Source organism: Streptomyces sp. NPDC002004 (genome assembly GCF_053593975.1).
The window spans coordinates 114,173-133,362 of record NZ_JBSFDP010000008.1; the positions used below are offsets into that span (position 1 = coordinate 114,173).

General features: G+C 72.6%; 20 protein-coding genes. 8 read left to right on the forward strand and 12 right to left on the reverse strand.

Annotated elements, in window-relative coordinates:
• The first annotated feature begins 9 nt into the window (after positions 1–9).
• Positions 10–1,089 (forward strand): Gfo/Idh/MocA family oxidoreductase, encoded by a 1,080-nt coding sequence (locus ACWCP6_RS15435; RefSeq protein ID WP_450932922.1) that lies wholly within the window; start codon positions 10–12, stop codon positions 1,087–1,089.
• Positions 1,086–1,547, forward strand: coding sequence for a heme-degrading domain-containing protein (locus tag ACWCP6_RS15440; RefSeq protein WP_450932923.1), 462 nt, complete (start codon positions 1,086–1,088; stop codon positions 1,545–1,547). The genes ACWCP6_RS15435 and ACWCP6_RS15440 overlap by 4 nt, the downstream gene beginning before the upstream one ends.
• A 177-nt stretch (positions 1,548–1,724) precedes the next feature.
• Here ACWCP6_RS15440 and ACWCP6_RS15445 read toward each other — a convergent pair whose 3' ends face one another.
• From ACWCP6_RS15445 to ACWCP6_RS15465, 5 genes are all read right to left on the reverse strand, one after another.
• Positions 1,725–2,480: a class I SAM-dependent methyltransferase gene (locus ACWCP6_RS15445; RefSeq protein WP_450932924.1), complete on the reverse strand. Its 756-nt coding sequence runs from the start codon at positions 2,478–2,480 to the stop codon at positions 1,725–1,727.
• Between the two features lie 79 nt (positions 2,481–2,559).
• A complete protein-coding gene (locus ACWCP6_RS15450; RefSeq protein ID WP_450932925.1) occupies positions 2,560–3,417 on the reverse strand; it encodes a fumarylacetoacetate hydrolase family protein in 858 nt (285 codons plus the stop codon).
• Positions 3,418–3,664: 247 nt separating this feature from the next.
• A complete protein-coding gene (locus ACWCP6_RS15455; protein WP_450932926.1) occupies positions 3,665–4,441 on the reverse strand; it encodes a YidC/Oxa1 family membrane protein insertase in 777 nt (258 codons plus the stop codon).
• Positions 4,442–4,605: 164 nt separating this feature from the next.
• Positions 4,606–4,917: a DUF6412 domain-containing protein gene (locus ACWCP6_RS15460; RefSeq protein WP_450932927.1), complete on the reverse strand. Its 312-nt coding sequence runs from the start codon at positions 4,915–4,917 to the stop codon at positions 4,606–4,608.
• Positions 4,918–5,015: 98 nt separating this feature from the next.
• The gene (locus tag ACWCP6_RS15465; RefSeq protein WP_450932928.1) at positions 5,016–5,600 is read right to left on the reverse strand and encodes a winged helix-turn-helix transcriptional regulator; all 585 of its coding nucleotides are present in this window, start codon (positions 5,598–5,600) and stop codon (positions 5,016–5,018) included.
• Positions 5,601–5,798: 198 nt separating this feature from the next.
• Between ACWCP6_RS15465 and ACWCP6_RS15470 the strand changes: the two genes are divergently transcribed.
• Positions 5,799–7,505: an MFS transporter gene (locus ACWCP6_RS15470; RefSeq protein ID WP_450932929.1), complete on the forward strand. Its 1,707-nt coding sequence runs from the start codon at positions 5,799–5,801 to the stop codon at positions 7,503–7,505.
• An 82-nt stretch (positions 7,506–7,587) separates the two neighbouring features.
• Here the strand turns inward: ACWCP6_RS15470 and ACWCP6_RS15475 are convergent, their stop codons facing one another.
• Positions 7,588–8,394 (reverse strand): class E sortase, encoded by an 807-nt coding sequence (locus ACWCP6_RS15475; RefSeq protein ID WP_450932930.1) that lies wholly within the window; start codon positions 8,392–8,394, stop codon positions 7,588–7,590.
• Between the two features lie 188 nt (positions 8,395–8,582).
• Between ACWCP6_RS15475 and ACWCP6_RS15480 the strand changes: the two genes are divergently transcribed.
• Positions 8,583–9,626, forward strand: coding sequence for an SEC-C domain-containing protein (locus tag ACWCP6_RS15480; RefSeq protein WP_450932931.1), 1,044 nt, complete (start codon positions 8,583–8,585; stop codon positions 9,624–9,626).
• Between the two features lie 70 nt (positions 9,627–9,696).
• On the opposite strand, the gene ACWCP6_RS15485 is transcribed toward ACWCP6_RS15480, so the two are convergent.
• On the reverse strand, positions 9,697–10,626 hold the full coding sequence (locus ACWCP6_RS15485; RefSeq protein ID WP_450932932.1) for a YDG/SRA domain-containing protein: 930 nt from the start codon (positions 10,624–10,626) through the stop codon (positions 9,697–9,699).
• A gap of 277 nt (positions 10,627–10,903) precedes the next feature.
• On the opposite strand from ACWCP6_RS15485, the gene ACWCP6_RS15490 reads away from it, so the two are divergent.
• The 3 genes from ACWCP6_RS15490 to ACWCP6_RS15500 all read left to right on the forward strand — a co-directional run bounded on the left by ACWCP6_RS15490 (position 10,904) and on the right by ACWCP6_RS15500 (position 12,237).
• Positions 10,904–11,206 carry a hypothetical protein gene (locus ACWCP6_RS15490; RefSeq protein WP_450932933.1) on the forward strand — a complete coding sequence of 101 codons (303 nt, stop codon included), beginning with the start codon at positions 10,904–10,906 and terminating at the stop codon, positions 11,204–11,206.
• A gap of 173 nt (positions 11,207–11,379) precedes the next feature.
• Positions 11,380–11,832, forward strand: coding sequence for a hypothetical protein (locus tag ACWCP6_RS15495; RefSeq protein ID WP_450932934.1), 453 nt, complete (start codon positions 11,380–11,382; stop codon positions 11,830–11,832).
• A gap of 45 nt (positions 11,833–11,877) precedes the next feature.
• Positions 11,878–12,237, forward strand: coding sequence for a VOC family protein (locus ACWCP6_RS15500; protein WP_450932935.1), 360 nt, complete (start codon positions 11,878–11,880; stop codon positions 12,235–12,237).
• A gap of 25 nt (positions 12,238–12,262) precedes the next feature.
• Here the strand turns inward: ACWCP6_RS15500 and ACWCP6_RS15505 are convergent, their stop codons facing one another.
• Positions 12,263–13,585, reverse strand: a complete 1,323-nt coding sequence (locus ACWCP6_RS15505; RefSeq protein ID WP_450932936.1) for a DUF445 domain-containing protein — start codon at positions 13,583–13,585, stop codon at positions 12,263–12,265.
• Between the two features lie 390 nt (positions 13,586–13,975).
• Between ACWCP6_RS15505 and ACWCP6_RS15510 the strand changes: the two genes are divergently transcribed.
• A complete protein-coding gene (locus ACWCP6_RS15510; RefSeq protein WP_450932937.1) occupies positions 13,976–15,328 on the forward strand; it encodes an SGNH/GDSL hydrolase family protein in 1,353 nt (450 codons plus the stop codon).
• Between the two features lie 214 nt (positions 15,329–15,542).
• Here the strand turns inward: ACWCP6_RS15510 and ACWCP6_RS15515 are convergent, their stop codons facing one another.
• The 4 genes from ACWCP6_RS15515 to ACWCP6_RS15530 are packed head-to-tail and all read right to left on the reverse strand — an operon-like array spanning position 15,543 to position 19,116.
• On the reverse strand, positions 15,543–16,385 hold the full coding sequence (locus tag ACWCP6_RS15515; RefSeq protein WP_450932938.1) for a DUF1707 SHOCT-like domain-containing protein: 843 nt from the start codon (positions 16,383–16,385) through the stop codon (positions 15,543–15,545).
• A gap of 10 nt (positions 16,386–16,395) precedes the next feature.
• Positions 16,396–17,403, reverse strand: coding sequence for an ABC transporter ATP-binding protein (locus ACWCP6_RS15520; protein WP_450932939.1), 1,008 nt, complete (start codon positions 17,401–17,403; stop codon positions 16,396–16,398).
• Between the two features lie 2 nt (positions 17,404–17,405).
• Positions 17,406–18,269: an ABC transporter permease gene (locus ACWCP6_RS15525; protein ID WP_450933060.1), complete on the reverse strand. Its 864-nt coding sequence runs from the start codon at positions 18,267–18,269 to the stop codon at positions 17,406–17,408.
• A gap of 19 nt (positions 18,270–18,288) precedes the next feature.
• Entirely contained in the window at positions 18,289–19,116 is an 828-nt protein-coding gene (locus ACWCP6_RS15530; protein WP_450932940.1) for an ABC transporter permease, read from the reverse strand.
• Positions 19,117–19,190: the final 74 nt, after the last annotated feature.

Below are 19,190 nucleotides of genomic sequence, written 5' to 3' on the forward strand. Positions count from 1 at the left end.
GTGGAGTGCATGACTGGCACCAGCGCTCCCCTCCGCGTCGGCCTCGTCGGCTACGGCCTCGCGGGCTCCGTCTTCCACGCCCCGCTGATCGCCGCCACCGAGGGCCTGGTCCTCGACACCGTCGTCACCGCGAACCCGGAGCGGCGACAGCAGGCCAGTGCCGAGTTCCCCGATGTGCGGTTTGCAGCCACGGCGGACGAGCTGTGGCCCCGAGCCGACGACCTCGATCTGATTGTCGTCGCCTCCCCCAACAGAACGCACGTTCCGATCGCCACGGCAGCCCTGAAGGCGGGCCTCCCGGTGGTCGTGGACAAGCCCCTCGCGGGCACCGCGGCCGAGGCCCGCGAGCTGGCCGCCCTGGCCGACGACCGCGGTCTGCTCCTCTCCGTCTTCCAGAACCGCCGCTGGGACAACGACTTCCGTACGCTGCGCAAGCTGCTGGCCGACGGCGAGCTCGGTGACGTATGGCGCTTCGAGTCCCGGTTCGAGCGGTGGCGGCCGCAGCCGAAGGGCGGCTGGCGCGAGTCGGGCGATCCCGAGGAGATCGGCGGTCTGCTGTTCGACCTGGGCAGCCATGTCGTCGACCAGGCACTGGTGCTGTTCGGGCCCGCGGCCCAGGTGTACGCGGAGGTGGACGTGCGGCGCCCCGGAGCGGAGGCCGACGACGACACCTTCGTCGCGATCACGCACACCAACGGTGTCCGCTCGCACCTCTACGTCTCCGCGACGGCCGCCCAGCTCGGCCCGCGCTTCCGCGTGCTCGGCTCGCAGGCCGGATACGTCAAGTACGGCCTCGACCCCCAGGAGGCCGCCCTGCGCGAGGGCCTGCGACCCGCGACCGAGGAGGAGTGGGGCACGGAGCCGGAGGCGCTGTGGGGCCGCACCGGAGCGGGAGAGTCGCCGCTGACGGGCGGGGGCCGCCCGGTGCCGACGCTCCCGGGCGCCTACCCCGCGTACTACACCGCCGTGGCCGCCGCCCTGCGCGAGGGCGCGCCGAACCCCGTGCCCGCGTGGGAGGCCGCCGCCGCGCTCGACGTACTGGAGGCCGCGGGGCGCTCGGCCCGCGAGGGCGGGACGGTGACGCTGTGACCACGCCCACCATCGACGAGCTCGAGGCCCAGGAGCGGCGGCTCGTCCTGCACCGCTTCACCCACGACGACGCCTGGGCGCTCGGCTCGCTCCTCGTCGAGATGGCCCGGCTGCGCCACGCCCCGATCGCCATCGACATCCGCCGCGGCGCCCAGCAGGTCTTCCACGCGGCGCTGCCCGGCTCGACCCCGGACAACGACGCCTGGATCGAGCGCAAGCGCCGGGTCGTCGAGCGGTACGGCTGCTCGTCGCTGCTGGTCGGGACCCGGTTCCGGGAGAAGGGGACGACGTTCGAGGAGTCCTCGCGGCTCGACCCCGGTGTCTACGCGGCGCACGGCGGCGGCTTCCCCCTGGCGCTGGAGGGCGCCGGCGTCATCGGCACCGTGGTGGTCTCCGGGCTGCCGCAGCTGGAGGACCACGCGCTGGTGGTGGAGGCGCTGACGAGGTTCATCTCGTAGGGCGCCGTCCAGGAACTCCCCGGGGGTGCCTCACCTTCACCCCCGGGGTTCGCCGTCACCCCCGCGGCCCCGGGACCACCCCGGGGGTGCGGGGGTTCCGGCCCACTCCGGGGCCGCAGGTGTCCGGCTCACTCCGGGGATGCCCTCACGGGGCCGGGTCCCACGCCCGGGTTGCCGTCACGGCTTCCTCGCCTCGAACAGCGTGCGCGCGCTGTGGGCCACGAAGGGGCCTTCCGACGTGATCCGTTCGTGCAGCTCCGCCAGGCGGGGACGGTAGGCGGCCACCGTGAAGCCCGGCACCATCCAGATCACCTTGCGCAGGAAGTGGACGACCGCCCCGATGTCGTAGAACTCCACCCGCAGCCGCTCCGTGCGCACATCGACGATCTCAAGACCGGCGGCCTCCGCCCGGGCCCGCTCGCCGTCCGGATGACGGGCTCCCCGGATCTCCTCCGGCTGGGGTCCGAGGAAGTACTCCACGAGCTCGAAGACGCTCGCCGGTCCGACGTGCTGGGCGAAGTAGGTCCCGCCCGGGCGCAGGACGCGCGCGATCTCGTCGAAGTACGGCGTCACCGGGTGCCGGCTGACCACCAGGTCGAAGGCACCGTCCCCGAACGGCAGCGGCGGCTCCTCCGGATCGGCGACCACGACGGTGCCCAAGGGGTGCAGCAGCGCCGTGGCCTTCGCGACGTTCGGCGGCCAGGCCTCCGTCGCGACGCACAGCGGCGGCCGCCGCGGCACCCCCGCCAGCACCTCTCCGCCGCCGGTCTGGATGTCCAGCGCCGCGCTCGCCCGCGCCATGCGCTCCCCCATGGAGCGCTGGTACCCCCACGAGGGCCGCTCCTCGGTGGCCCGCCCCTCGAACCACGAGAAGTCCCAGCCCTCGGTGGGCGCGGCCTCGGCCTCGGTGATCAGCTCCTCGAACGTCCGCATGCGCGCATGCTAGGCAGAGGCCCCGGCGCGGATCATCCGAATATCGCCGGGGCCCGGCCCTCTCCGGGGCGCCACTGGACTACGCGTCCGCGAACTCCTGACGCTGCCGGCCGAGACCGGCGATCTCCAGCTCGACCACGTCGCCCGCGCGCAGATACGGCTTGGGCTCCGGACGCCCCATCGCGACGCCGGCCGGTGTGCCCGTGTTGATGACATCGCCCGGGTACAGGGTCATGAACCTGCTCACGTACCGCACGACCTCGGCCACCGGGAAGATCTGGTCGCGGGTGCTGCCGTCCTGCTTGAGCTCGCCGTTGACCCAGAGCCTCAGCGGGAGGTCCTGCGGGTCGGCGACCTCGTCGGCCGTGACGAGCCACGGTCCGATGGGGTTGAAGGTCTCGCAGTTCTTGCCCTTGTCCCAGGTGCCGCCGCGTTCGATCTGGAACTCGCGCTCGGACACGTCGTTCGAGATCGCGTACCCGGCGACGTGCGCGAGCGCCTCCTCGTCCGACTCCACGTACCGCGCGGTCCGGCCGATGACGACGGCCAGCTCGACCTCCCAGTCGGTCTTCTCCGACGAGCGCGGTACGAGCACGGTGTCATGGGGACCGACCACGGTGTCCGCGGCCTTGAGGAAGACCACGGGTTCGGCGGGCGGCTGGGCACCGGTCTCGGCCGCGTGGTCGTGGTAGTTCAGCCCGATGCACACGACTTTGCCGATACGGCCCACGGGCGGGCCGACGCGCAGCCCCTCGGCGTCGAGCGCGGGCAGCTCGCCGGACTCGGCGGCGGCCCTGATCCGGCCGATGGCCGCCTCGTCGGCGAGCAGGTCACCGTCGATGTCCGCGACGAGGCCGGACAGGTCCCGGACGGTCCCGTCCGCGTCGAGGAGCGCGGGGCGCTCCGCCCCTGCGGTTCCGACACGCAGCAGCTTCATGGTCTGACTCCCTCTGGTCGAGCGCTCCCCTGATCGAGCGCGGCCCGGCCGATGGGTTGCGGCCATCGGGTGATTGGTCGATCCTCCAAGCCGACAGTCCAGTCCGCAATACCCCGTTCACGTACTGGACCGTAATGACGGCGCGCGGGCCCGGTACGGATGTGTGGCCCGGTGCGGGAGGGGGCGACGGCGTACGGCCCGACGCCGCCGCCCCCACCTGCCCGGCACCTGCCCCGGGCAGCCGGTGTCAGAGGCCCGCGGCCAGCGCTCCCGCACCGGCGCCGGCGCCCGTCGGCATGTCCCGGTACAGCACGGCCCGTTCGACCGCGCTCCACGTCGTGCTGGTGACGACGTACAGCGCGGCGGCCAGCGGGACGAACGCCACCGTGAACAGCGTCATGTACGACATGAACGGCATCAGCTTGGTGATGGCACCGACTCCGGGCACCTGCTGCCCGTCGGCGGCCGCGCCCGTCGGCAGCGCGCTGCCGGCGTTCGCCATCTGCTGCTTGGAGCGGCGGTAGTTGAAGGTGGCGACGGCGGCGACCACGGCGAACAGCGCGAGGTAGACCAGCCCTCCGGCCCCGAACACCCCGCCGTCGCTCAGCGCGTCGGCCCACCTGCCGCCCAGCGGCGCCGCGAGGAGCGTGTGCCCGAGGAGTTCGTTCGGCTTGCCGCCGATCGTGCCGCTGGAGAACAGGTGGTAGAGGAGGAAGAAGGCCGGGAGCTGGAAGAGGGACGGCAGACAGCCCGAGAGCGGGGAGACCTTCTCCCGGGCGTGCAGCTCGAGGATCGCCTTCTGGAGCTTCTCTGGGTCGTTCTTGTGCTTCGTGCGCAGCTCCGCGATCTGCGGCGAGAGCTTGGCCCGCTCCTTCTGCCCGCGGGCGGCGGCCCGCGACAGGGGGTGGACCAGGAGACGTACGACCGCGGTGAACAGGACGATCGCGGCGGCTGCCGCGGAGGCGTGGAAGAGCGGCTGGAGCAGGTCGGCGAGCCGCTCGACCAGGTGGGCGAAAACGGACATGGGTGAGCCCTCCGAGGGCGTCGTGCCGGAGCGGGATCAGGCCGTGCCGGGTGCGTGAGCGCGTCACGCCGGGGCAGGGGCAGTTCGCTCCGGAAAAGGACGAATGGACGTCGGCACGACGGGCCGGGCCGCCCGGAGGACTCGCCGTGATGCGGGGCGGGGTCCTAGGCGACGGCCGTCGGAGAGAGGAATCCGGGTGCTCGGGGACGCGTGCGCCCCGAGGCGTCGGGATCGCGCTGCGGCAGGAAGGCCGTGCGCTGTTCACGGTCCCGGATGGCGGTGCGCACCCGGGTGGGCGGCACGGCGGGCGCGCAGCGCGCCGCGAGCAGCGTGCAGGCGGCGAGTGCGGAACCGGCCGCTGCGGTGGCGGCGAGGGCGACGGCGGCGGAGAGGCTTCCGGTGTCGACGAGAAGCGTCTCGACGATCAGGAAGAAGAACAGCAGGGCGGGCCGCACGGCCGTGGAACAGTTCCGCACCGGGTGCCCTCCTTCGTGCTCTCTCGCTGCGCCGGGCGTTCCCGCCGGCGCGTTCCTGTGCGTACGTTCCTCACGTACGCCTGCATACGTCCTTGCCGTTATACCTGATCGGCGGGGAACCGATCGACGGCGTCCGTCCCCGACGTCCCCCCGGCGGACGGGTCCGTGACGACCGGCGTCAGAAGCCGGCGCGGCTGCGCCAGCACCCGGCTCACCGGATCCGCCGGTTCCGGATCGAGTCCCGGGCCCGGCACCATGAGGACGTCCTCGAGGGGCACGACGGTTGCGCAGGCGGGGCACTCGCCGTAAGGGCCGAGTTCCGTGCCGCAGGTGGCGTGCCGGAAGAAGCGCAGCCGCGTGCCGTCGGAACAGTACTCGCGCCCGAAGACGCTCAGCGCCCGCAGGGTCGGCCACACGGCCTGGCCGGCCTCGGTGACGACGTACTCGTCGCGCGGCGGCGACTGCTGGTACCGCCGCTTCTCGAGCAGTCCCGCGGCGGTCAGCGCCTGGAGGCGGGCGGCCAGGACGGCGCGCGGGATGCCGAGGTGGACGAGGAAGTCGTTGTAGCGCCGCACGCCGTACAGGGCGTCGCGCATGACGAGCAGGGTCCAGCGCTCGCCGACCACTTCGAGAGCGCGGGCGATGGTGCATTCCTGCGAGGCGTAGTCCTTGCCGAGAGCCATGCCCTCCACTGTAGCCAGTTTCCGCCGCTCCGGTTCAATGAACGAACTTTAGGTGCTACGGTCGGAACGACGCACAAGTTCATTGAACGAACCCAGTAGGTGGACGGCGGGACGCCGCGCGACTCGCGCCCTGGCCCGTCCGACCACCACCCGTCCGGCACTCGCACTCGCACACTCCCGTCCTGAAGGGGCAACCCCATGTCACGGCCCACGTCCGCCGAGGCCTTCGCCTCGACCGAGGACTCCAGCCCCACCGAGCAGACCCGGGCGGGCGGAGAGCCGGCCCGGGAAGCGGCCGGGACGGCCCAGGAGACCGCCCGGGAAGCGACCGGGACGGCGCAGGAGACGGCCCGGGAAGCGGCCCGAGGAGCAACGGCGCCGGTCGGGGAGGCCGACAGGCCGACGGCCGGGAAGCCCACCGCGGCCGCCCGGAAGGCCGCCGCGCCTGCCCGACAGGCCGCCGGTCCCGTCGGGGAAGCACCGCGCCCGGCCGGGCGCCCCGGCGCGACCCTGGCCGTCACGTCCGCCGCGACCGCCGTCGCGCTGATGAACTACACCGCCCCGATGGTCACGCTCCCGGACACGGCCGCGGCCCTGCACACCCCGGTCTCCGCCCAGGCCTGGCTGCTCAACGGCGCGCCGCTCGGCCTCGCCGCCCTGCTCCTGATCGCGGGCAGCCTGGCCGACGACCACGGCCGCCGCCGGATCTTCCTCACCGGCACGGCCGCCCTCGGCCTGACCACGGCGCTGGGCGCGCTGGCCTCGACCACCTGGCTGTTCACGCTGGCCCGCGTGGCACAGGGCGCGGCGAGCGCCGCGGTGCTGGCGAGCAGTCTCGGACTGCTGGTGCACGCCTTCCCCACGGCGCACGGCAGGATCCGGGCCACGGGTGTGTGGGGCGCGTTCGTGAGCGGCGGCATCGCGATCGGCCCGCTCCTCGCGGGCGGGATCGCGACGGTCCAGTGGCGCGCGGCGTACGCACTGCTCGGCGTCGCCGCGCTCGTGGTCGCCGGGGCGGGCGCGCGGGTGCTGACGGAGTCACGGGCGCCGCGCGGGGGCCGCCCCGACCTCGCGGGCGCGGTCACCTTCGCCCTGGCGCTCGTCGCCCTGCTGGGCGCACTCACCCTGGGCCGCGACGGCTGGCTGAACGTACGGGTGGCCGTCCTGCTCGCGGCCTCCGTCGTCCTGACCGGCGTCTTCACCCTGGTCGAGCGCCGCGCGGCCACTCCCGTGATCGACCTGGGCCTGCTGCGGCGACCGCCGTTCCTCGCCGCCTCCGCGGGAGCACTCTTCACGGGCCTGGCGGTGATCGGCCTGTTCAGCTTCCTCCCGACGGTGCTGCGGCAGACGCTCGGCATGTCCGCGATCGGCACCGCGCTCCTGCTGGCCCTCTGGTCGGGGGTGTCCTTCGTGGTCGCCCTGCAGGCCAGGCGACTGGCCGGTCGGGTGTCGGCCCGCCACCAGCTGGCCCTCGGGTTCGCCCTGCACAGCGCCGGCGTCCTGAGCATGCTCGGCGCGGCATCCGGCGACTCGTGGCTCGGCAGCGCATGGGCCGGGCACGCCTGGCTCGGCCACTCCTGGACCGCGCTGCTTCCCGGCCTGCTCGTCGCGGGCGCGGGCAGCGGCCTCCTCAACGCCGCCCTCCCGCTGCTCGCCGTCGAGTCCGTCCCGCCCGAGCGCGCCGCCATGGGCTCGGGCGCCAACAACACGGCCCGCTACATCGGCTCATCGGCCGGCGTCGCCCTCGTCATCGCCGTGTCGACCGGCACCGGCGCGCTGGGCCACGGCGCGGACGTCGCCCTGCTCGTGTCGGCCGGACTGGGCGTGCTCGCGGGCGTCGCGGTGCTGGCGCTGCGGGAGCGCACCCCTCTTCGCGCCGGCACCGGGGGCGCCGGACCCCGGTAGCCGCCGGGAGGCCCGATGCGGGTCGCCGCACGGCGGCCCCTGGCCGAGCCTTCCGGACACATCCGGGAGGGTCGGCCTGCGGCTACCTCGGCCGCATGGACCGCAGCTTCCCCCACACCACCAGCCGGTACCGGGAGGTGTACTCGGGAGTGCAGGTGGTGAGCGTGATGTAGTAGCCGGGCTCGGTGTAGCCGTGGCCCGGCCGGACCCGGCTGCGCGGCACGGGCGCGATCACGGCGCCGTCACCGGGCGAGGTCTGCGGAAGCTCCTCGTCCACGACGTAGGTGTAGATCGCCCGCTCGGTCTCGACGGCGACCTCGTCCCCCCTGCGGAGCCGGTTGATGTAGCGGAAGGGCTCGCCGTGGGTGTTCCGGTGCCCGGCGAGGGCGAAGTTCCCGGCCTGCCCGGGCTGGGCGGTCCCCGGGTAGTGCCCGACGTACCCGTGGTTGAGGACGTTCTGCTTGCTCACCCCCTCCGCCACCGGCGCGCGAAGCCCGAGGCGGGGAATGCTGAGCACGGCGTACGCCTGGTCCCAGCGGGGGCGCGGTACGCCGGCACCGCCGCCCGCCGGGGACGCGCCGGACCCGCCGGCGCGCACGGAACCCCCTCCGCCGCCGGAACCGCCGTCGTCCGCCGACCCGCCCCGGGCGCCGGAACCGCCCGACGTGCCCGCGGACCCGCCCCACTCCCTCTCCAGGGCCTCGACCTTGCGCTCCGCGCCCTGCTTCGCCTCCCGGTTGGTCCACCAGAGCTGGTGCACCACGAGGAGAAGCAGCATGACGCCGACGGTGACGGTCACCTCGGCGCCGTTCCAGAGGGCGCGAACGAGCCGGGCACGGCGGCGCCGTCCGCGCTGCGAGACGACCGGAATCCGCTTCCCGCGCCGCATGCCGGCACCTCCCGCCCGCCACCGGGCCGCCCGGCCGCGATCCGGCGGCACGATAGGCGCTCCCGGCACAACAGACCAGCCACATCACCGGACGAATCAGACCCGGCGACGGGGCGAATCCCGACCGTGCCGCACCGCACACGAACAGTCCTGCGCTCATGGCCGGGTACGGCAGTACGGTGTCAGTCATGCGCCCCGACACGCCTGCCACAGACCACGCGGACAACGTCGACCACACCGCGGAAGCCGACCGCCTCGAGCGCACAGCCGGCCGCTACCCGGAGGACGCGGAGCAACTGCTGCTCACAGCGGCGGCCCACCTGGAACTGGCGGGCGACCGCGTCAGGGCGACTGCGCTCTACGACCGCCTGCTGTCCGACGCCTCCTCCACCCCGCTGGACAACCCGCATCTGGTGAAGGCCCTCAAGGCGGCGAACCTCTGGGAGTACGGCCACGAGGCGGAGGCACGGGCGATCATCGAGGGCGTACGGGTGGCCGCGCCCCGCACCCCGGAGCCCTGGGTGATCGTCGCGGAGACGCTCGAGTCCCACGACGAGCTGGAGATGGCGCACGAGACGTTCACGGAGGCGGCGACCCTGCTGCTGCCCGACGGGGACGAGCCCGGCACACCGCCGCAGGCGACCCACCCCGTCCTCTTCGGCCGCCACCGGGTGCGCCGCATGCTGGGCGCGTCGCACGACACCTGGGACGCCCTGGCGGACACGGTCCACACGGCCCCGGTCCCGCTCGACGAACTCCACGACCCCAACCGCGTCTGGTCCCTCGGCTCCGACAACCCCGCCGAGCTCCGCGCCGAGATCTCCCGCCTGCGCGCCGAACTCGGCACGTACCGCGAGGCGTTGTCGCGCCCGTTCCCGGTGGCCGTCCTCCACTGGCCGGCCGGGGAACTCACCGAACTCCTCGCCGACTACCCGGCCCTGGCCGCCGAGTACCCCTCCCACGAGGCCCACTTGGCCACCATAGAGTCCTCCCTCCGCGAACTCGCCGCCTCCGGCACCCCCAACCTCGGCATCGTCAGCGCCACGGTCCCCTCCTACGAGGCCTTCGCGGCCTCGGAGTCCGCGTCCCCCACGGACGCGTCCCTGCTCCCGCAGTACACGACCACCCTGGCCGCCCGCGGCCGCGCAGAACCCTGGCCCCCGCAGCGGACCGCCACCTGCTGGTGCGGGTCGGGGCGGGGGTATGGGGAGTGCCACGGGGCGAACGCCTGAACGCAGCAGGCGTGCGCCGATCCCGACTCCCCCAACGATTCCGGGGCTTCTGACCGTCACACCGGTGACGTCAGAAGCCCCCACTCCGATCGGCCCAGCGCGACCGATGCTGCTCCAGGAACTCTGCCCTGATGCGGTGTCGGTTGTGCTGTACGTAGAGCTCACCGACCAAGGCGTGGGTGAAGCCATCGACGACCTTGAGGTCATCCGTGATCAGGAGGGCCCCGTTATCGAAGCGCACATGGCAGTTGGGACAGAGGCAGAGGATATTGGCCGCGATATCCGGACCACAGTGCGGCTCGCCTAGGGCCTGGATATGAGCTCCCTCGCTGTAGCGCGTGCCGTCTGCGTCAACCACCACGGGAGTCCTGCATATCTGACACAGGTTCTCGTAGAGCGACTTGATCTTGCGGGCGGCGCGGGTGTTCCGCACGCGTCGCTGCGCCGTGACATAGCGAGCCGCCGCACGCTCGACCTCGGTCATGTCCTCATCGGTCTCGACTTCGACGCTGTCAGGGACCACCTCGCCGTCGTCCTTAACCAGACGGAACTGCCACATCAGATGGCCCTGTTCCGTGCGCGTGCTCCAGTGCTCATCGACACGGTAGAGGCCCGCGTATTGGTACCCGTCTCGAGCCTTCCCTCCACGTATTCCCAGGCCGCGAACAAAGCGGATGGGGAGCCCCTCGCGCTCGTTCAGAACCAACCCCGCGTTGGGCCCCGTCAACTCCTGGTCCTTGGTGATGTGCCCGTCGACCGGGTCACCCCCCATGGCCGTGTAGATGACGACATCGCCTTCATCGCGGTCGGCTGCATATCCACCACTCGCCACGATCGAGTCGACGCCCTCGTGCGCCGTACCCGATATGCCCCGCCCGGAGAAGCGGTGCACATCGGCGGCGTACAGCTCGGCATGGCCCTTGAACCACTGATCAACGTCGACGTTGGGCGGCGGGCCGAAGTAGATGCGCTTGGACGAGGTGCGTGAAGGATTCTGCATGTGAACATGCTGCCGATCACGGCCCATCGGGCCTAGATCGAGGTTCAGTTTGACGTTAATTGATCAGCACGCGTCCTGTATTGACCACACTGGATGCCCCAAGCACACCCCATCAGCCGCTCATGAGCGCCCCAGGTGCCCCCCGTCGCCTCAACAGGGCACCTGTGACCGTTCAAGGCCCGGGATGCCTACCCGGTAGCGCTCTGCCCCCTCCTGAAAAGGGAGGCGTAGCCTCAGGATCGAGTAGTCAGGTTCAGCCATGGCCCGGAGGTCCCCCATGTCCCGTATCCCCAGTGCCCCCATCGCCGCCGCCGGGCTGGTCGGCGGGTATGCCGTTGCGCGGTGGACGAAGAAGCGGCAGCTCGGTGGGGTCGTGCTCGCGGCGGGCGGGGCCGCGGCTGCGCAGCAGTGGCGGCGGGAGGCCGGGGGGAAGGCGGCCGCGGGGCTGACCGCGGCCTACGTCGCGGCGTTCGCCGGATCGCACCCGCTGGCCAAGAAGATCGGCGCCTGGCCGTCCGTGTTCGGCGTCGCCGGCGCCGTGGCGCTCGCCTCCTGGGCGGTCGCCGACCGCCGGGGCTGAGGCGCAAGCGCTGAGGCAAGGGCGTCGGGGCGGAGGGGTCCGGGCACCCGGGCGAAGGAGCCCTGGCGCGGTGCGTCGGGGCGGCGGTCGTCCTGCGCGGAGCGGCGGAGCGGCGGAGCTTCTGAGTATCCGTACTCTGTCGCCCGCCCCCGCCCGGCGGCAGGCTCGCTGTCATGACCGAGAAGCTGCTGCAGCCACTGTCAGCCCGTCCGCTGCCCGAGCGCTGGCTCGTACGTCTCCTGGGTGCCGCGCTGGCCTCGGGGGCCTATCTGCTCTTTCTCCCCTGGGATTTACGGAATCGCCCGCGCAGCCCGGGAGCGGTCGAGGAGACGACCCCGGTGACGGGGGTCGGGGTCGCCCTGCTGGCCGCCTCGCTCCTGATCCTGGCAGTCCACTTCGGCTGCCGGGACCGGCTCTGGTGGTCTCCGCTCCTCGTCGGCGTCCCGCCGGCGGCCCTCATGTACGTCTCCTTCCGGACGCATCCGGAGCCGGACGCCGCGGTGTGGCCGCTCGCGTGGGCCTTCTTCAGCGTGCTGATCCTGCTGGGTGTGCTCGTTGTGGCCGCCGTGGCGAGCCGCTTCCGGGCAGACTTGGCGTACGAGCCGACGCTGACGCGGCACCGGTGAGAACGGCCTTCGCCCCTGTCCCGACTCCGAGGAGAAGCAGAGCCGATGACCATCCGTCGTATCGTTCCGGACATCCCCGTCGACTCCGAGCAGTCGATGAGCGACAACCGCTCCTTCTACGGCCTCCTGGGCTTCGAGGAGGTCATGCACCAGGGCTGGGTCATGACGCTCGCCTCCCCGTCCAACCCCACCGCCCAGATCTCCTTCCTCACCGAGGAGAGGACCGCCCCGGTCATCCCGGACTTCAGCGTCGAGGTCGACGACGTCGACACGGTGTACGCCGCGGTCCGGGCATCCGGCGCGGAGATCGTGCGTGAACTGCGCGACGAGGAGTGGGGAGTTCGGCGCTTCTTCGTACGCGACCCGGGGGGCCGTGTGGTGAATGTGCTGGGGCACCGGGGATAGCCTCCCGCACCCCGCAGCGGCGGCTCTACGCCCCCAGCAGCCGCGTCACCGTATAGATCGCCAGGCCCGCCAGCGAGCCCACCACCGTGCCGTTGATGCGGATGAACTGCAGGTCGCGGCCGATGTGGGCCTCGATCTTCTTCGAGGTGTGCTCGGCGTCCCAGCCCGCGACGGTGTCCGTGATCAGGGCGGTGATCTCGTCGCGGTAGGTCGTGACGACGTACTCCGCGGCACCCTCGACCCAGGAGTCGACCTTGGCCTGGAGGCGCGCGTCCGTGGACAGCCGGGCGCCGAGGGAGAGGAGGGAGGTGCGAACCCGCAGACGCAGCTCGCTGCGTTCGTCCTCTGCGGCCGCCACGATCATGGAGCGGACGGCGGACCAGGCGGAGGCGATGAGGTCCTGGACCTCGCCGCGCGCGAGGATCTCGCCCTTGAGGCGCTCGACGCGGGCGCGGGTGTCCGTGTCGGACTGGAGGTCGTTCGCGAAGTCGGCGAGGAAGCGGTCGACGGCGGCCCGGGCCGGGTGACCCGGCATGTCGCGCATCTCGGCGGCGAAGCGGACCAGCTCCTTGTAGACGCGCTCGCCGACCTTGCGGTCCACGAAACGCGGGGTCCAGCCGGGGGCGCCGCCCTGGACGGCGTCCATCACGTCGTCGCCGTGCTCCGCGAGCCAGTCGTGGGCCCGCGTGCAGACGAGGTCCACCACCCGGCGGTGCCCGCCGTCCGCGACGATCCGCTCCAGCATCTTCCCGAGGCCCGGCGCGACCTCCTGGGCTTCGGCGCGCCGTGTGATGGCCTCGCCGACGATCGCCTGGACGTCGGAGTCCCGCAGCACGGCGAGGGCGCCGCGCAGCGCGGCGGCGAGCTCCGCCGTCACCCGGTCGGCGTGCCCGGGTTCGGCCAGCCAGGCACCGAGGCGGCTGCCGATGCCGACGGCGCGCAGGCGTTTGCGCACGACGTCGGACGAGAGGAAGTTCTCCCCCACGAAGTCGCCCAGCGACACGCCCAGCTGGTCCTTCTTGGTGGGGATGATCGCCGTGTGCGGGATCGGCAGACCGAGCGGCCGACGGAACAGCGCGGTCACCGCGAACCAGTCGGCCAGCGCGCCGACCATGCCGGCCTCGGTCGCGGCGGCGACATAGCCCGCCCAGGGGCCCGCGCCGGAGTTCTGCGCCCACTTGGCGAGGACGTAGACGAGCGCGACGAGGAGGAGCAGACCGGTCGCGGTCGTCTTCATCCGACGCACACCGCGCCGTCGCTCCTCGTCGGCGGCGCTGTACGTGAAGCCGCCGGGCACGGCCGGGGCTCCCTGCCCCGGCGCCCGTTCCTGCACTGTCGTACGTTCCATGCGCTCCGCCCGTTCCGCCGGTCCCGCCCCCGGTTCCCGTCTGTCCGTCGCCGCCGTCACCGCCGTGCGGTGCACCGCCGGCGGCGCGACGGCTCCCGCCCGCTCCCGTACGTTCCCGTTCGTATTGTCCCTTTGTCCCTTGGGCGCGTCCCTTCCTACCCCCTTGTCCGGCGTCCGTCGTGCGCCCCGGCCGTGCCGCGCGTCGCCGGTCCGGTCCCTCCCGGGGCCCGGCCCGCACTTTTCCCGACCGGCTTCTGGAACGCGTCACGAGTTCCCGGCGTCTAGTCAGCGGGGGGCCGCTGTCCGGTGCCTCCTGCTCCATGCCGCATCATGGGGTGATCATCACACCGGAGCCTTGGGCTCCCTGCTGCCCGAGGAGTCACCAGCCGTATGAACGAGCGTCACGACGAAGAGACGGGGGTGTCCCGCGTCCGCCATGGGGCACTGCTCGCCGCGATCGTCGCGGTGGTCGTCCTGGTGTCGGGCGGCATCTATGTGGGCGTGTCGCACAGCGACGGCTCCGTGGGCGTCGACCTGTCCGGGGAGCCCCGGCACCCGCAGGGTTCGGCGGCGCCCGCGTCCGCCGGCAGATGGGTCGCCTCCTGGGCCGCCGCACCCGCCGGCGCCGAGCCGGGCACGGAGCAGGGCGGCTACGCGGGGCACTCCATCCGCAACGTCGTGCACAGCAGTGTCGGCGGTTCCAGCGCCCGCATCACCCTCTCCAACCTGTACGGGCAGCAGCCGCTGACCATCACCAACGCATCCGTCGCGGTGGCGGCCGCCCCGGGCAGCGCGGCCGCCGCGGCCGGCAGCCTGCGGCGACTGACCTTCACGGGCAACACGTCCGTGGTCATCCCGCCCGGCGAGCAGGTGATGAGCGATGCCGTGCGCATGCTGGTCCCGCGCGACTCGGACCTGCTGGTGACGACGTTCTCGCCGCTGGAGTCCGGTCCGGTGACGTACCACCGCAACGCCCGGCAGATCTCGTACCTGGCCGACGGCGACCGTACGCAGGATGCGAGCGGCGACGCGTACATCGCGCGCAGCCCCTACTGGCGGTATGTGACGGCCCTGGACGTGCTCGGCAACGAGTCCGACGGCACGGTCGTCGTCATCGGCGACTCGATCACCGACGGCATCACCTCGACGATCGGCCTGGACCGCAGGTGGCCCGATGTGCTCGCCGACCGGCTCCGCGGCACGACCGGTGCACCGCGCTACGGCGTGGCCAACCAGGGCATCAGCGGCAACCGCATCCTGTCCGACGGGCGCGGGCGGCCCGCCGACAACCCGAGCGCGCTGTCCCGCTTCGACCGGGACGTCCTGGGACGCACGGGAGTGAAGGTCGTCGTGATCGCGCTCGGCATCAACGACATCATGCTCAACCCGCACCGGACCGACCCCGACCAGATCACGGCCGGGCTGACGGAGATGACGCGGCAGGCCCATGCGCACGGCATCCGGGTCGTCGGGGCGACGCTCACCCCGTTCGAGGGGCACCGGGGGTACGAGCCGCGCCTCGAGGCGGTCCGCCAGGCCGTGAACGCCCGGATCCGCTCCGGCCGGGTCTTCGACTCCGTCGTCGACTTCGACCGTGCGGTCCGCGATCCGTACAACCCCCGTCGGCTGCGGCCGCAGTACGACTCCGGGGATCACCTCCACCCGAGTGACGCCGGGTACCGGAAGATGGGCGAGTCGGTGAACCTGGCCGAGCTGAAGGGCGCGGCTCCGGCGGAGCTTTGACCTGCCGGTCCGGGAGCCGGGCTCGCGGGGCCGCGGACGGGCGACGGGCCGTGCGGGTCCTCACCGGACGGGGCAGGTCCTCACCGAGCCGGGCAGGTCCTCACCGGGGAGGCAGGCCCTCACCGAGCCGGGCAGGTCCTCACCGAGCCGGGCGTGCGGGATCCCGGCCGAGGCCCTCATCGGGCAGAGCCCGGCGTGATCGGCGAGACACCCCCTAGCGGTCCCGCCACTCCCGTCGCCGCTCCTCCGCCGCCTCACGGCGTTCCATGCGGCGCTCCTGATGGGCCTCACGGCGGTCCGCCCGGTGGTTCTCCAGCTCCGTGCGCCGGGCCTCGCGGCGCTCCACCCGCTCGCGGCGGCGCTCCTCGCGCAGCCGCTGCTTCTCGGCCCGGGTGACCTTGCGTTGGACGCCCACACCGCCCATGAGGGCGAGGCCGGTGACGATCACGCGAGGGGCGCCGGGGTCGATGGGGGCGTCGTCGCGGGGGTGGTCGAAGCCGCCCATGATGCCCAGGCCGCGGACCACGACCTCGACGCCGGGCGGGACGACCACGTTCAGGCCGCCCATGATCGCGACGCAGTTGATGACGACCTCACGGTCCTCGAACTGCGCCTCGCGCAGGTCGATCTCGCCGCCGCCCCAGAAGGCGAAGGAGTCGAAGCGGCGGGGCACGGTCCAGCGGCCCTTGCGCTCGAAGCCGGACATGATGGCGATGCCCATCGTGGACGTGGCCGCGCCGCCGATGCGGGAGGACCAGCCGTCACCCGCCGCCGGCGCGCTCGGCGTCTTCACCATCGACACCGGCGCGGCCGACGCGCCGCCGGCGGGCAGATCACGGGTGATCGGCGCCAACTCACCGTACGTACGGGCCTTGTACGTCGCCTCCAGGCGCTCCTCGAACTCCTCCATGTCGAGGCGGCCCTCGGCCAGGGCGTCCCGGAGCGTCTCGACGACACGGTCGCGGTCGGCGTCGGAGGCGCGCAGGTCGGCGACGGCGGGCTGTGCGGATCCGCCGGTCCCGTCGCTGCCGGATCGGCCGGGCTGGTCATCCTTCATGAGAAGCAGACTATGGGTTCGCCACCCCCTCGTACATCCGGGCGATGACCGCCTCGATGTCCGGCTCGCGGACCGACAGATCGACCAGCGGATACTCCGCCGCGATCCGCGCCACCAGCGGTGCGGCCGACTCCGCGGCCGGGAACGCCAGCCACTGGCGGGGGCCCTCGACGCGCACGACCCGGGCCGGAGCCGCCTCGATCGGCGGAAGCTCGCGTTCCAGATCGACGACGAGGGTGCGTTCGCTCCGTCCCACCTCGTGCAGACCCGCCAACGGGCCGTCGTACATCAGACGGCCGTGGTCGATGACCATCACGCGGTGGCACAGCTGCTCGATGTCGGTCAGGTCGTGCGTCGTGAGCAGGACCGTCGTGCCGGCCGATGCGTTGAGGTCGCGCAGGAACTCCCGCACCTTCGCCTTGCTGATCACATCGAGCCCGATCGTCGGCTCGTCCAGGTACAGCACCTCCGGGTCGTGCAGCAGCGCCGCCGCGATGTCGCCCCGCATCCGTTGCCCCAGGGAGAGCTGGCGGACCGGGACGTCCAACAGCGCGCCCAGTTCGAGGAGTTCCACGCAGCGGTCGAGGTTCTCCCGGAACCGGGCGTCGGGGATGCGGTACATGCGGTGCATCAGGCGGTAGGAGTCGATCAGCGGCAGATCCCACCAGAGGGTGGTGCGCTGGCCGAAGACCACCCCGATACGGCGGGCCAGTCGCGTCCGCTCCCGCGACGGGTCGATGCCCGCCACGCGCAGCCGGCCGCCGCTCGGTGTGAGGATGCCGGTGAGCATCTTGATGGTCGTCGACTTCCCGGCGCCGTTCGGCCCGATGTAGCCGACCATCTCGCCGCGCGCCACGGTGAAGGACAGCGAGTCGACCGCCCGCACCTCGTGCCGTTCGCGGCGCAGCAGGCCGGTCCTGCGGCGTACGTCGAACACCTTGCGCACACCGTCGAGTTCGATGAAGGCGCCCTGGTGCGGGGTGCGGTCCCCGACGGCGCGGTCCACGGTCTCGGTCATGCTCAGCTCCCCGTGCTCCGGTACGAACGAAGTCCCGCCCGCCAGGCGACCCCGGCGAGCGCACAGCAGCCCGCCGCGACCAGCGGCGGCGCGAACGCCAGCCACCGCGGCAGGTCCAGCGGATAGGGGCGGCCCAGCACGTACAGCGCGGGCAGCCAGTTGACGAAGGCCAGCGGCACGGCGTAGGTGACGCCGCGCACCAGGTCCTTCGCGAAGACGGTCGGCGGGTACTGCAGCAGCGTGTTCCCGCCGTAGGTGAAGGAGTTCTGCACCTCGGACGCGTCCTGCGCGACGAACTGGAAGGCCGCGCCCGCGACGAACACCGACCCGAAGATCCCCGCGCCGCTCAGCAGCATCAGCGGGATCGTCAGCGCCTTCGCCACCGTCCAGTGGATGTCGAGGGAGAGGAGGGCGTACCCGAGGACCAGGGCGCCCTGGGTGACCCGGCCGAGCCGGCGCAGCGCGAAGCGGTCGGCCGCGACCTGCGCGAGCACCGGCGCCGGGCGGACGAGCAGGGTGTCGAGCGTGCCGTCCCGCACCCGCTTGCCGAGCCGGTCCATCTGCCCCAGGGTGAGGTCGGCGAGCCCGAACGCGGTCGCCGTCGAGCCGTACAGCAGCGCCACCTCGGGCAGTGTGTAGCCGCCGAGGTGGTCGACCCGCGAGAACATCAGCAGGATCGCGGCGAAGTCCAGCGCGGATCCGACGGTGGTGCCCAGCGTGGTCATCACGAAGGACGCGCGGTAGGCCATCGTGGAGCGGACCCACATCGCCGCGATCAGGGCGTACGCGCGCAGTCCGTCCAGGAGCCGCGCGGGTGCCCCGCCGGGCGTCGTGTCCCCCGCACGTGTGCCGTGACCTGCGTGCACGATGTCGCTCGTACGAGTGTCAGCCACCCTGGACCACCACCCGTCGCGTCGCGGCGGACTGCACCAGCCGCCCGGCCGCCAGCAGCCCCACGGCCCAGCTCGCCTGGAACGCGTACACGCGCAGCAGACCGGGTCCCGTGTGCTTGCCGAGCAGGACGTCCGAGGGGATCTGCAGCAGCGCCGACCAGGGCAGGGCGCGGGCCAGTTCACCGAGGGAGCCGGGGAAGACGTTCAGCGGCAGGAGCATGCCGGAGAAGAACAGCCCCGACAGCCAGGCGATCTGGGCGACGCCCGCGCCGTCGAGCAGCCAGAACGCGGACAGCGCCACGAGGTAGCGGATCGCGAAGCTGACGACCACGCCGAGCGCCACTGCGACCGCGAACGCCAGCCAGACGCCGGGCCGCGCGGGCAGCGCCAGATCGAAGAACAGCGCGCCGAACAGCATCGGCACGGCGCCCCGGGCGATGAGGTGGAACAGGGCCCGGCCGGCGTCGCCCGCGAGCCACCAGGCCTGCAGATCGGCGGGCCGGTACAGGTCGATCGCGATATCGCCGGTGCGGATCCGCTCGATGAGTTCGTCCTCGAAGCCGCCGCCGAGCACGGCGACCGCCATGGCCAGCGCCTGCCCGAGCCAGACATAGGTCAGCGCCTGGGCCTGGTCGTAGCCGCCGAGGTGCGGCTTCTCGTTCCACAGGGCGATATAGGTGTACGCCAGGATCAGGCCGAACACCGTGTTGGTGAACACACCGGCGGCCGTGGCCGTACGGTACGTCGCGTGGCGCCGGAAGCCGCTCGCGGCGACGGCCGCGTACAACCGTGCTGCGCGCACGGAGACCCTCCTTTCCATAAGGGGTCGGCAGAGAGTGCCGAAGAGGTCCAGCAGAGGTCGGACGGAGGTGAGGAAGAGGACGGCAGGGATTC

Coding starts and splice junctions, on each gene's coding strand:
- ACWCP6_RS15435 (WP_450932922.1), top strand. CDS start 10: ATGACTGGCACCAGCGCTCCCCTCCGCGTCGGCCTCGTCGGCTACGGC.
- ACWCP6_RS15445 (WP_450932924.1), bottom strand. CDS start 2,480: ATGCGGACGTTCGAGGAGCTGATCACCGAGGCCGAGGCCGCGCCCACC.
- ACWCP6_RS15450 (WP_450932925.1), bottom strand. CDS start 3,417: ATGAAGCTGCTGCGTGTCGGAACCGCAGGGGCGGAGCGCCCCGCGCTC.
- ACWCP6_RS15455 (WP_450932926.1), bottom strand. CDS start 4,441: ATGTCCGTTTTCGCCCACCTGGTCGAGCGGCTCGCCGACCTGCTCCAG.
- ACWCP6_RS15465 (WP_450932928.1), bottom strand. CDS start 5,600: ATGGCTCTCGGCAAGGACTACGCCTCGCAGGAATGCACCATCGCCCGC.
- ACWCP6_RS15470 (WP_450932929.1), top strand. CDS start 5,799: ATGTCACGGCCCACGTCCGCCGAGGCCTTCGCCTCGACCGAGGACTCC.
- ACWCP6_RS15475 (WP_450932930.1), bottom strand. CDS start 8,394: ATGCGGCGCGGGAAGCGGATTCCGGTCGTCTCGCAGCGCGGACGGCGC.
- ACWCP6_RS15480 (WP_450932931.1), top strand. CDS start 8,583: ATGCGCCCCGACACGCCTGCCACAGACCACGCGGACAACGTCGACCAC.
- ACWCP6_RS15485 (WP_450932932.1), bottom strand. CDS start 10,626: ATGCAGAATCCTTCACGCACCTCGTCCAAGCGCATCTACTTCGGCCCG.
- ACWCP6_RS15490 (WP_450932933.1), top strand. CDS start 10,904: ATGTCCCGTATCCCCAGTGCCCCCATCGCCGCCGCCGGGCTGGTCGGC.
- ACWCP6_RS15495 (WP_450932934.1), top strand. CDS start 11,380: ATGACCGAGAAGCTGCTGCAGCCACTGTCAGCCCGTCCGCTGCCCGAG.
- ACWCP6_RS15500 (WP_450932935.1), top strand. CDS start 11,878: ATGACCATCCGTCGTATCGTTCCGGACATCCCCGTCGACTCCGAGCAG.
- ACWCP6_RS15505 (WP_450932936.1), bottom strand. CDS start 13,585: ATGGAACGTACGACAGTGCAGGAACGGGCGCCGGGGCAGGGAGCCCCG.
- ACWCP6_RS15510 (WP_450932937.1), top strand. CDS start 13,976: ATGAACGAGCGTCACGACGAAGAGACGGGGGTGTCCCGCGTCCGCCAT.
- ACWCP6_RS15515 (WP_450932938.1), bottom strand. CDS start 16,385: ATGAAGGATGACCAGCCCGGCCGATCCGGCAGCGACGGGACCGGCGGA.
- ACWCP6_RS15520 (WP_450932939.1), bottom strand. CDS start 17,403: ATGACCGAGACCGTGGACCGCGCCGTCGGGGACCGCACCCCGCACCAG.
- ACWCP6_RS15530 (WP_450932940.1), bottom strand. CDS start 19,116: ATGGAAAGGAGGGTCTCCGTGCGCGCAGCACGGTTGTACGCGGCCGTC.